The sequence below is a fragment of the Paenibacillus sp. F024 genome, from assembly GCF_057814255.1.
The window spans coordinates 23,481-34,190 of sequence record NZ_JBVASZ010000039.1 but is presented as its reverse complement, the minus strand read 5'-3'; the positions used below and the strand labels follow the sequence as shown (position 1 = coordinate 34,190).

At 48.0% G+C, this 10,710-nt stretch carries 13 protein-coding genes; 3 read left to right on the top strand and 10 right to left on the bottom strand.

Annotated features, from left to right (window positions below; translation table 11 throughout):
- Positions 1-98: 98 nt before the first annotated feature.
- From ACZYR9_RS24090 to ACZYR9_RS24070, 5 genes are all read right to left on the bottom strand, one after another.
- Entirely contained in the window at positions 99-518 is a 420-nt protein-coding gene (locus ACZYR9_RS24090; protein ID WP_488980955.1) for a class I SAM-dependent methyltransferase, read from the bottom strand.
- Between the two features lie 740 nt (positions 519-1,258).
- On the bottom strand, positions 1,259-1,816 hold the full coding sequence (efp, locus tag ACZYR9_RS24085; protein WP_488980954.1) for an elongation factor P: 558 nt from the start codon (positions 1,814-1,816) through the stop codon (positions 1,259-1,261).
- A 95-nt stretch (positions 1,817-1,911) separates the two neighbouring features.
- Positions 1,912-2,985, bottom strand: a complete 1,074-nt coding sequence (locus tag ACZYR9_RS24080) for a M24 family metallopeptidase (RefSeq protein ID WP_488980953.1) — start codon at positions 2,983-2,985, stop codon at positions 1,912-1,914.
- A 4-nt stretch (positions 2,986-2,989) separates the two neighbouring features.
- On the bottom strand, positions 2,990-3,436 hold the full coding sequence (aroQ, locus tag ACZYR9_RS24075) for a type II 3-dehydroquinate dehydratase (RefSeq protein WP_488980952.1): 447 nt from the start codon (positions 3,434-3,436) through the stop codon (positions 2,990-2,992).
- A 104-nt stretch (positions 3,437-3,540) separates the two neighbouring features.
- Positions 3,541-4,056, bottom strand: coding sequence for a YqhR family membrane protein (locus tag ACZYR9_RS24070; RefSeq protein ID WP_488980951.1), 516 nt, complete (start codon positions 4,054-4,056; stop codon positions 3,541-3,543).
- A 166-nt stretch (positions 4,057-4,222) separates the two neighbouring features.
- Here ACZYR9_RS24070 and ACZYR9_RS24065 point away from each other — a divergent pair, with 166 nt between their 5' ends.
- Together ACZYR9_RS24065 and ACZYR9_RS24060 are read left to right on the top strand one after the other, a co-directional pair.
- Positions 4,223-5,155, top strand: coding sequence for a DUF1385 domain-containing protein (locus tag ACZYR9_RS24065; protein ID WP_488980950.1), 933 nt, complete (start codon positions 4,223-4,225; stop codon positions 5,153-5,155).
- Between the two features lie 38 nt (positions 5,156-5,193).
- A complete protein-coding gene (locus tag ACZYR9_RS24060) occupies positions 5,194-5,475 on the top strand; it encodes a hypothetical protein (RefSeq protein ID WP_488980949.1) in 282 nt (93 codons plus the stop codon).
- Between the two features lie 45 nt (positions 5,476-5,520).
- Here ACZYR9_RS24060 and ACZYR9_RS24055 read toward each other — a convergent pair whose 3' ends face one another.
- Together ACZYR9_RS24055 and mntR are read right to left on the bottom strand one after the other, a co-directional pair.
- Complete coding sequence (locus ACZYR9_RS24055) at positions 5,521-6,528, bottom strand: patatin-like phospholipase family protein (protein WP_488980948.1); 1,008 nt, start codon at positions 6,526-6,528, stop codon at positions 5,521-5,523.
- Between the two features lie 112 nt (positions 6,529-6,640).
- Positions 6,641-7,063, bottom strand: a complete 423-nt coding sequence (gene mntR / locus ACZYR9_RS24050) for a transcriptional regulator MntR (protein ID WP_488980947.1) — start codon at positions 7,061-7,063, stop codon at positions 6,641-6,643.
- A 207-nt stretch (positions 7,064-7,270) separates the two neighbouring features.
- Between mntR and splB the strand changes: the two genes are divergently transcribed.
- Entirely contained in the window at positions 7,271-8,332 is a 1,062-nt protein-coding gene (gene splB, locus ACZYR9_RS24045) for a spore photoproduct lyase (RefSeq protein WP_488980946.1), read from the top strand.
- 5 nt (positions 8,333-8,337) lie between these two features.
- Here splB and ACZYR9_RS24040 read toward each other — a convergent pair whose 3' ends face one another.
- Genes ACZYR9_RS24040 through ACZYR9_RS24030 form a run of 3 tightly spaced genes read right to left on the bottom strand, consistent with a single transcriptional unit; the run spans position 8,338 to position 10,709 of the window.
- Positions 8,338-9,045, bottom strand: a complete 708-nt coding sequence (locus ACZYR9_RS24040; protein ID WP_488980945.1) for a cytochrome c biogenesis CcdA family protein — start codon at positions 9,043-9,045, stop codon at positions 8,338-8,340.
- A 26-nt stretch (positions 9,046-9,071) separates the two neighbouring features.
- A complete protein-coding gene (locus ACZYR9_RS24035; RefSeq protein ID WP_488980944.1) occupies positions 9,072-9,875 on the bottom strand; it encodes a metal ABC transporter permease in 804 nt (267 codons plus the stop codon).
- 48 nt (positions 9,876-9,923) lie between these two features.
- Positions 9,924-10,709 (bottom strand): metal ABC transporter ATP-binding protein, encoded by a 786-nt coding sequence (locus tag ACZYR9_RS24030; RefSeq protein WP_488980943.1) that lies wholly within the window; start codon positions 10,707-10,709, stop codon positions 9,924-9,926.
- Between the last annotated feature and the right edge of the window lies 1 nt (position 10,710).

Genomic DNA, 10,710 nt, shown 5'->3' with positions numbered 1-10,710 from the left:
TCAGATTATCCTTACTGCTTGCGGAGGTCCACATTGTTCATCCCGCCCTAGTAATGTTCTTACTCAGCAGTATTGACAATCAACCTATTAAGCAGACCTCAGCAACGAACTATAGCGAAGAAGCAAATTTTTCCTCTTGGTTTGCATACTCTCATCATTTCTCTAACGGCCTTCTTCGGATCGGGTATTGTGCAAAAAACCAACGTTCCAACCACAGTGTCAAATGTATTGTCCCGAAATGGTAATTTCTCGGCGCTTCCTTCTACTACATGAATGGGTGTTTCCGTCCGATAAGCCCTTTCATTAGCCGAGTCCCTAAAGACTTCATTAGGTTCAATGGCTGTTACCGAAACTTGCTTATAAAAAGGGAAATTAATTCCTGTGCCGCAACCGATCTCTAATACTTCCCCTTCTGTTTTATTTATCAGATCTCTTCTTATCTGTGTAAAAATTTTCTTTTCTAACGGTTTCATCAAGCGATCATAATTTTTTTCAAACCACTTATTAATAATGCTCATCCCCTGTTCTTAAATCCAGTTCATATTATTTCTTATAACGTCTCTTGCATTCGCGAACCCTCACCGGCTTAAGCCGCGTAGCGGCGGGTCGTCAGACTTAGTCAGTGCAGGGTTGTCTGCCTGATTTCACTTCCCCGAAAACCTCGGGCAGACCAAGGCCGTCAGGCCTCGCAGCGTGAATGTGGTGTTATCTGAAGGATCGAAAAGTTCCCCCGAATAACCTGAAAATCTCTTACAATACAAACTACTCCTGCATTGTAATCAATATTAAGTTTGCGTCTTCTAGATGAAGGAATAAGCCCTTTATGTATAGCATCATTTCTGAACTCGATCATTTTCTGTGGAAATCTTCCTGGCACTTCTTTGAAATTCAGGAGGTAGATTGCATTAAAAGCGCCAATTTGTCTCTCTGAATGATGACTAATTTGTTTCCACATTTTATCCAACTCTTAGCACCGTTATGAATTAAAGTAATTCAAGGATCTACTCATAAAACCTTTCCAAAGAGGATGCCAAACTAGATACTGCTTCTCTTGTATATCCATCAAGTAAAGCCGTAGTACCAATTCAACGTTCGTACTGTGTCATGTCTCTAATACGCGCATCCCATACTTCAACAACAATCATACCCCACAGCCCCTCAAAGAACAAAAAAAGATCCTCATCCCCGGTCACCTGTGGACCATGGGATAAGGATCTTATGCTTTAAAGTTCCTATGAGAATATTGCCGTAAAAAATGTTACGCGCGGGAAATGTATTTGCCTTCACGGGTGTCGATCAGGAGCACGTCGCCTTCGTTGATGAAGAGAGGCACCTGTACATTCAGGCCGGTTTCCACTTTAGCGTTCTTGGTTGCGCCGGTTGCGGTGTTGCCTTTGATGCCCGGCTCGGTTTCAACAACCTTCAGCTCAACGCTGTTCGGCAGGTTGATACCCAGGATTTCTCCTTGGAAGCTCATGATGTTGATCATCATGTTCTCGCGCAGGAAGTTCAGCTCCCACTCGATTTGCTTCTCGTCAAGGGTAATTTGATCGAACGTTTCCGTATCCATGAACGTATGCTCTTTACCGCTGGCATACAGATATTGCATTTGACGGTTCTCGATGTGAGCGCGGCTAACGTTCTCGCCGGCACGGAAAGTACGCTCAACGGTGTTGCCGTTGCGAAGGTTTTTCAGCTTGGAACGGACGAATGCAGCGCCTTTGCCCGGTTTTACGTGTTGGAAATCGATAACGGCGAACAAATCCCCGTCTACGTCGATGGTCAAGCCTGTTTTAAAATCGTTAACTGAAATCACTACAAAAACCTCCCTGAAATGTGAGCAGACGGCAGTCCCGAAGAATACGCGGAAACCCGCGGCACAAACAGCTTGCCGCTACCAAGTTGAATAAGTTATGGAATCACGATCAAGTCTTTGCTTGATTGTGTTAACCTACGATGGCCTGTATCGGTAATAACAATGTCGTCCTCGATGCGAACGCCTCCGAAGCCGGGCACATAGATGCCGGGCTCTACGGTAACGGTCATTCCCGGTGTGAGGACCACATCCCCTGTCATGGAAAGCCGCGGCGCCTCATGGATTTCCATCCCGAGTCCGTGACCGGTGCCGTGACCGAAAAGGTCGCCATAGCCGTAACGCTTAATCACATCACGGGCGATTGCATCCGCCTCGCGTCCGGTCATGCCGGGGCGAATTCGTTCCAGTGTTTCCAGCTGAGCTTCCAGCACGATGTTGTAGATCTCGCGATGCTTGTCCGTAGGCGTGCCGAGCACAACCGTACGGGTAATATCGGAGCAGTAGCCTTTATAATAGGCTCCAAAATCCAGCTTGACGAATTGATTCGTACCGATGATTTTATCGCTGGCCTTACCATGAGGCAGGGCGGAGCGTTCACCGGAGGCAACAATCGTTTCGAACGATGTTGAGGCCGCGCCATGAGCACGAACATACATCTCAATCTCGAGTGCAATGTCAAGTTCCCTCATGCCCGGTTTCAACAAACCGAGCACGTACTCAAACGTACGGTCTGCCAAATCCGCGGCTTCCTGCATGATCGCAAGCTCGCCCTCGTCCTTGACCATCCGAAGATTCTCTACCAGAGAATCCGTCGGAACAAGCTCTATGCCGCTAAGCGTGCCGGCGCATGCTTGATACACACCATAGGTCATATCGTTCTGTTCGAAGCCGAGCTTAGTTAGACCGGCTTGACCAAGTAGATCTTTGACCGTCTCCATTGCTTTAGGCGCATGTTCGATGACTTCATAGCCGATCGCTTGCTGGGGCGCCTGAGTCATGTAGCGGAAATCCGTAAGCAGTATGGCATGGTTCTCCGTCATGAGCACGTAGCCCGATGATCCGGTGAACCCTGTCATGTACGTGCGATTGGTCGCATTCGTAATGAGCAGCGCCTCAAGCCCCTTCTCCTGCATCAAACCGCGAAGCCGCCGAATCCGTTCCTCCTGCATCAAGCTATCCCTCCGAACGTTCAATATATTGGACCAATGCTCTGAGACCCAATTCATAACCGTCCGCACCAAACCCCGCAATCTGTCCGACGGCTACCGGTGCAATCACGGAAACATGGCGGAACGATTCCCTTTTATGAATGTTGGAAATATGCACTTCAACCAATGGAATATGGACGGCACTTACGGCATCACGGATCGCATAGCTGTAATGAGTAAAGGCTCCCGGATTAAACAGGATCCCATCCTTTGTTCCATAGGCTGCTTGAATACGATCGATCAGCTCACCTTCATGATTGGACTGGAATGCTTCAAGCCCTACTCCAAGCTCTGCTGCCAGTTTCGTTACCCTGTCCGTGATCGATTGAAGCGACAGCGAACCGTAAACCCCGGGTTCCCGGATACCGAGCATATTCAAATTGGGCCCGTTCAACAATAATATTTGCTTCATACGATTTCCCCCCAACCGATCAAACAGCACATGCTTACCCATTTTACCATACATTTCCCCGGTTTGAGAACTTTCGTCAATCTCCGTATTAATGCAATAAAGTATTAGGAGTTGGATGTCGGATGACTCCCCCTAATATCAAGCGGTTCACGAATCCGCTCATCCGTGAATTCGAAGCTAATGGAGTATCCGATGAACAATCCCCACAGCAAAAACAAGCTGAAATCAGTCAGGATTGTATTCCAGTCCAGCAAGCCGATCCTATGCATCATACCGGTCGCCGGCCCGATAAACAAATAAAGTATCCCCCACCATGCCAGACCGTAGCCAAGACCATACCAAGGCCCCTTCGCTTTGGCCAGCAGCAGCGCATACAGCAGCGCCGCACCAATGGAGAACAGGATATAAAAAAACCATCCGAGTATAGCTCCCCGCCATGTCATAAGGTAGGAATGCTTATAGAAAGGCTCAATGAGAAAAGCCGGAGATAACACTGTAAAATGAAGGTAGTGTTGAATCATTTTCAGGCCGCCCCATAACAATCCCGCAAAAAAACCGATATACAGAGAAAACAGCCACTTATTGGTTACGGGTTTTGTTTTGTTCTTGATCGCATGCATGCCGCCAAACCTCCTGATTTGCATTCGGAATAATCCTTAGTATGTTCAAAAGTCCCATGGATAAACAAGTAGCTTTATCCCGTCCGATTCGTTACAATAATGTTAAAGGAGCCTTATTTCCTACACCATTCATAACTTTATTTAAATCAGAAGAAGGTGCATCGTTTTGTCTGAAAAGCAGCAGAATGCAATTTACGGCGGGCAAGCCGTCATTGAAGGCGTCATGTTCGCCGGTCAAAAGGTTCATGTAACGGCAGTACGCCGTAAAGATAACACCATTCATTATCTTGAGGTTCCCAAGAAGGAAATCGGCTGGGTGCAAACGCTCAAGAAAATCCCTTTCATCCGCGGCATTGTAGGCATCATTGAAGCAAGCGCAAAGGGATCACAGCATTTGAATTTCTCTGCAGAAGTGTTTGCGGAAGAAGACGGCGAAATCAAGGAAGAAAAGAAAGAAACGCTCGCAAGCAAAATGTCGATGATTCTCGGCGTCGCGTTTGTAGGTATACTTTCCTTTTTATTTGGCAAATTTGTATTTACGCTTGTTCCAACGGCGATCGAGCAGTTTTTGTTCGGGAAGATGTTTGTTGACAAACAAATCGCACACAATCTGATCGAAGGACTCATCAAAATCATCCTGCTCGTGGCCTATATATATTTTATCTCCTTCACCCCGATGATCAAAAGGCTGTTCCAATATCACGGGGCTGAGCATAAAGTAATCAGCGCTTATGAAGCCGGCGTGGAATTAACGGTCAAAAATGTGCAGAAATTCAGCACCCTTCATTACCGCTGCGGCAGCAGCTTCATCGTATTTACGGTCATTGTCGGCGTGGTGATTTATTCGTTCTTTCATTATGATACGTTCACAGAACGCATCATCCAGCGTATTGTTTTAATTCCTGTGGTCCTCGGCGTTTCTTATGAGGTTCTGCGTTTCACCAACAGCCTGCGCGACGTTCCCGTCCTGCGCTACCTCGGGTATCCCGGGCTTTGGCTGCAGCTTCTTACAACGAAAGAGCCCGATGATTCTCAAGTGGAAGTATCGATAGCTTCGTTCAACCGCATGAGGGAACTGGATAAGCAAATGCAGGCTTGAACGTTCTAATAGTTCCATTAACATAAGGAGGGTTTGGAATGAGACACCGTAACAGCACGATGGCCTATGTCATCTTCGGGTTGATCGCGATCGGCATTTTGTTCACCGTTCTAACCAGACCGGGCACCCTGATCATCCCGCTTCTGGTCTTTGGGGTCATCTTCTGGCTGTACAAGTATCCGCCCGGCCGGGGCAGAAGCAGAGCGAAATCGTTCACGCCTCCGCGCTTCAGCAGCAGTAAAGCCAAACGTAAAAACGCGACCTTTCGGGTCATTAACGGCAGTAAGGACAGTTCTGACGAACCGCCCAAATACCATTGAATATTAAGTTTCTTCCGTGCAGCAGGTTCACTTGAGCCTGCTTTTTTATGCATGTATTCTTTGATCCTCTTCTTTATTTTCTTTAATCTTACGGCGTATGTGAGTCAAATAATGCTGCTTGTAGTCGGTAAGCTTCCATTTGCCAAAGAAAGCATGAGTGGATTGAAGCCCCGATTCAAACAGCTTCAAGCTCTGCTCATGTGTAATATCGAAGTCGGTGTTGCTTACCCCCAACGTCGGTATTTTAACCGTACGGAAACGGTTATGCACTTGAATATATCTCTCGTCATGGGCATCCAGCATCGTGGAGAACAGTGCCCTAAGCATAGTGACCGGTCCGAATATCTGGTTTGGCTTACCTGCGCCGCGGCCGACAAGCTGAAATCCGATGGTAGGAATCATCTTGTCTAAAGCCGGAATCTCGTCGGAATCGAACAGCCACAGCGGAAAGTTGCTCAGCAGCCCCCCATCCACGATATAAACGAATTGATCTGCAAAATTTTTATCGATGGTCCTTCTTTTGTTTACCGCTTTACGGATAATGACAGGGTCGAAAAAGTAAGGGATGCTCGTGCTCATCCGAACGGCCTTAGCCACTAGAAATCGTGTCGGATCCACACCGTATTGGGCAATATCATCGGGTAAAACAAGCAGCTTGCGGCTGGAAATATCAGAAGCTACAATTCGCAGCTGACCGTGCTTTAAATCGCCGAACGTTCGAATGCCTTTAGCCAGCAGCAGCTGGTATACCCAATGTTCAAGCGCTTGCCCGGAATACAACCCCTTTTTAATAAACAATCTGGACAGAGGACCGATAAATTTAGTGTCGAAGATCGCCGACCGCTGCAAAAAGGCGCGAAACGGGCTAGCCTCAATCACTTCCCGCAGCTCATTCGCCTTATATCCCGCTGCTACCAAAGAAGCGATAATAGCACCGGATGACGTTCCCGCCACCTGATGAAAGGTGTAGCCCAGCTGTTCGACCCCCGCTACAGCGCCTGCCAATGCGATGCCTTTTACTCCGCCGCCCTCGAATACGGCATTGATTCTCACCCCGCATCCCCTCTTTCTCCATACCATCTCATAGAGTATGTATGAAGGAACAGATTGTACATATGCGTCAGGCAAACAAAAATAAGCCCCGACATCATGTCGGAGCTCTTCATTACGCTTCTTCCAATTCTTTCTTGAGACGCATCAAATCGTCGGCCCTGGAGGCATCCCGTTTAAAATATTCCAGCAGCGTCTCAATGCAGGTGATCGAATCCCAGCTGAGATGGTGCTCAATGCCTTCTACGTCCTTGTATATATGCTCATCGGATACGCCGATCAGCGTTAAAAACTCTTCTAATAGATGATGCCGGTCTACCAGCCGCTTGCCGACCCGCTGTCCTTTGGACGTCAGCACCAGGCCGCGGTATTTCTCATAAATCAGATAGTTGTCTTTATCCAGCTTCTGAATCATCTTGGTAACCGAAGAAGGGTGAACCTCCAGCCCCTCAGCAATGTCGGACACGCGAGCGTAGCCTTTTTCATCAATTAATTTATATATTTTCTCCAGGTAATCTTCCATGCTCGGTGTAGCCATTTGCGTTCCTCCTGTAATCCAAGACGATCTTGTATCATCACTTTAATGATACACTGTTTCATTTTCACAAGGCAAGTCTGCAGAACTCTGCAATTCCCATGTGTGAGAATATGCGGGCAAGCATATCCTAGGGTCATCATAAGCGTTCTTTACTATAACACAGCATCCATAGTGAAGCAAGTCCGAGCATTCTAAAGGAGGGAACCCATGGCTACCGAACTGCTGTCTCCCCCCATAAGGGGTACGCAAGTCTTTATTCCGGAGCTCGTTTATTTTGAGCCCGATGCATTGGAATACCCCAAGGGGCAAAAAATCCTTGAATGGGCCAAAAAAGAAGGCCTGCCTATTCATATGACCACCTCGCACAACCGGATTACGAACCTGCCGGGTGAAGGCGAATTGGAGAAATACCGAATCGCCAAAAGAACGCTCGTCGTCGGCATCCGCAAGACATTGAAATTCGATACGTCAAAGCCGTCCGCGGAATATGCCATTCCTATCGCTACAGGCTGCATGGCGCATTGTCATTACTGTTATTTGCAAACCACCCTGGGAGCCAAGCCTTATATTCGCGTTTACGTGAATATGGATGATATTTTGAACCAAGCCAAGCAGTACATCGAAGAACGCGCCCCGGAAATCACCCGGTTTGAAGCAGCCTGTACCTCAGACCCCGTAGGTCTTGAGCATATCAGCGGATCCCTGAAGGAATTAATCGAATTTATGGCGGAACAACCACTTGGCCGGCTCCGTTTTGTCACCAAGTTTCATCATGTGGAGCCGCTGCTGGATGCAAAGCATAACGGCCACACCCGCTTTCGGTTCAGCGTGAACGCCGATTATGTGATCAAGAATTTCGAGCCGGCGACCTCCAGCTTCCAGGAACGGATTACAGCCGCGGGCAAGGTAGCCAAAGCAGGATATCCGCTTGGTTTTATCATCGCTCCAATCATTTGGCACGAAGGCTGGGAGGAAGGCTACAGCGAGCTACTGCGCAAATTAAAAGAGGCCCTTCCGCCGGAAGCGACCTCTGATTTGACCTTTGAATTAATCCAGCACCGATTTACCAAAACCGCCAAAAATGTCATCCAACGCCGCTATCCCAAGACCAAACTGGAGATGGACGAGGAAAAGCGCAAATATAAATGGGGGCGCTGGGGGCAAGGAAAATACGTCTATCCTGATGAACAGGCCGATGCGCTAAGAGAATTTATTACCGAGCAAATCTTCACTCATTTCCCGAAATCCAATATCGATTATTTTACCTAAAGCATTTAACCCATCCAGGCGGGGGTAATTTGCTGCAGCCAAATCGTGATTCTGGTCATTTGGTCTGTATAAAGCAAAATTCCGATAAGAATCATCAATCCCCCGCCCACTTTCATCAAAGTGGAGGAATAGCGCAGAATCCATCGGGTCGAGCCGATAAAGAAGGCCAGGATAAAGAATGGAATGGCAAATCCCAGCGAATAGGCAGTAATGAGAGGGAGCCAGGAATCGGGTTCCGTTGCCGCTAATAAAAGGATCGAAGACAAAATCGGGCCAATACACGGGGACCAGCCCGCGGCAAATCCGATACCGATCAATAGCGATCCGATATAGCTAGCCGGCTTTGTTCTTACCTTCATCTTACGCTCCTTCAAGAGCCATTGAGGCTGAAAAATCCCAAGCATAAACAAACCCATAGCGAAAATAAAAATAGCAGACAGCTGTCTCATTAAATCGCGGTAATCGATAAACAGGTTGGAAATCGCGCTTGCACCGAATCCTAAGCTGTAAAACACGATAGAAAAGCCGATGATAAAGCTTATGGTATGGGTGACCATTTTAAAGCGGATGTCACGCGTGGACTGATCATTTTTCAGCTGATTAACCGATACACCGGTAATGTAGGATAAATAAGAAGGATACAAAGGCAAGCTGCATGGTGAAATAAAGGATAAAAAACCCGCCCAAAGCGCAATCCAGATGTTTAATTCCACAGGTTCAAATTCCCCCCTTTATGGTGCTAGGACCGCAATCCTCTTTTTACAAACATAATGCCGATCAGCATGAAGATCAAAACAAGCACTACCGTAGCTCCCGGAGCCAAATCCCATACCCCCGCGGAGGCTAACCCGATTAGCACCGCCATTTCCGCAAAAAAAATCGACCAGAAAATCGAGTGCTTGAAGCTTCGCGCCACAAGCAAGCTGCATGCGACCGGAATGGTCAATAAAGAGGATACCAGCAGGGCCCCGACGATCTTGATGGAGACGCTGATCACCAGCGCCGTGAGCATCGTAATCATGATGTTATAGAAACGCAGCGGCAGACCGCTGACTCCTGCGGCATCCTCGTCGAAGAACAGCAGAAACATTTCTTTATAATTGATAAGCACAAATGCCGCGACCAGCGCGGCTACACAGCCGACCACCCATAAATCGGTGCTGTCTAACGTATAAATACTGCCGAAGAAATAACTCATCACGTTAATGTTGAAGCCTTTGCCCATCGTAAAAAGAAACGTAGCGAGCGCGATACCGCCGGACATAATAATGGCGATTGACAGCTCCGCATACGTTTTGTAAGCCTTGCGCAGCCACTCGATTGCAAAAGAAGCAAGCAGCGCAAATAACAGCCCTACTCCAATCGGGTATACGTTAATCAAGAATCCGAGGGCCACACCGGCAATGGACACATGAGCGAGTGTATCCCCGATCATGGACAGACGGCGCAGCACTAAAAATACCCCCATAAGCGGAGCCGTCAATCCGATCAGCAGGCCGCCGAGCAGCGCACGCTGAAAAAAATATTCGGTAAATATATCCAACCCTTTTCTCTCCTATCTTCTGAACCAACAGGCAGCTGCATCACAATGCTATGTTAGTACTTCTATCTTTTCTCTGAGCTGCTGCATGGAATGGGTCAAATCCGTTTCCTTGCAATTTTCGGGCTCATGCGTGTGCTTGACATAGAAAGACAGCCCTCCGTTCTTCTCCGCCGGCTCGTCCCCTAGATACGATTCCATCATATCCATATCATGAGAAACCATCAGGAACGTAATATGGTGATGCTGGTGCATATGGCGGATCATCCGGAAAAATCCGGCCTGCGTTTCCGCATCGATTCCCACGGTAGGCTCGTCCAAAATAAGCAGCTCCGGATTGTTGACGAGCGCTCTGGCCAGAAACACCCGCTGCTGCTGACCTCCGGACAATTGACCGATTCGACGGTCAGCCAGATCTTCAATCCGCATTGCATACAGTGCATCGTCGCATTTGCTCCGCTGCTGCTTCGTCAGCCTCCGAAACAGGTTTTTCTTCCCGTACAGGCCTGAGGTGACGACCTCGCGGACGGTTGCCGGGAATAACGGATTGAGGGCGTTCTTCTGCGGTACGTAGCCGATCCTCTCCCAATCCCGAAACTCTTTGATCGACTGGCCGAACAAGCGAATCTCACCGGAGGTGGGCTTCAGCAGGCCTACGATCATTTTGAGCAGCGTGGTTTTGCCGGCGCCGTTAGCGCCGATCAAGCCGACAAAATCGCGCTCGAGAATCGAATAGCTCAGATTTTGAATAACCGTTTTATTCTCATAAGAAAAAAAGACGTCATCGATCGTAACGATCTCCTGATGACATCCGGATTGAGCATTGTTGGTTAGCATA

Excerpts from the sequence above, each read along its gene's own strand:
- ACZYR9_RS24090 (WP_488980955.1), bottom strand. The coding sequence starts at position 518 with ATGAGCATTATTAATAAGTGGTTTGAAAAAAATTATGATCGCTTGATG.
- ACZYR9_RS24060 (WP_488980949.1), top strand. The coding sequence starts at position 5,194 with ATGAGACACCGTAACAGCACGATGGCCTATGTCATCTTCGGGTTGATC.
- ACZYR9_RS24080 (WP_488980953.1), bottom strand. The coding sequence starts at position 2,985 with ATGCAGGAGGAACGGATTCGGCGGCTTCGCGGTTTGATGCAGGAGAAG.
- ACZYR9_RS24030 (WP_488980943.1), bottom strand. The coding sequence starts at position 10,709 with ATGCTAACCAACAATGCTCAATCCGGATGTCATCAGGAGATCGTTACG.
- splB (WP_488980946.1), top strand. The coding sequence starts at position 7,271 with ATGGCTACCGAACTGCTGTCTCCCCCCATAAGGGGTACGCAAGTCTTT.
- ACZYR9_RS24070 (WP_488980951.1), bottom strand. The coding sequence starts at position 4,056 with ATGCATGCGATCAAGAACAAAACAAAACCCGTAACCAATAAGTGGCTG.
- aroQ (WP_488980952.1), bottom strand. The coding sequence starts at position 3,436 with ATGAAGCAAATATTATTGTTGAACGGGCCCAATTTGAATATGCTCGGT.
- mntR (WP_488980947.1), bottom strand. The coding sequence starts at position 7,063 with ATGGCTACACCGAGCATGGAAGATTACCTGGAGAAAATATATAAATTA.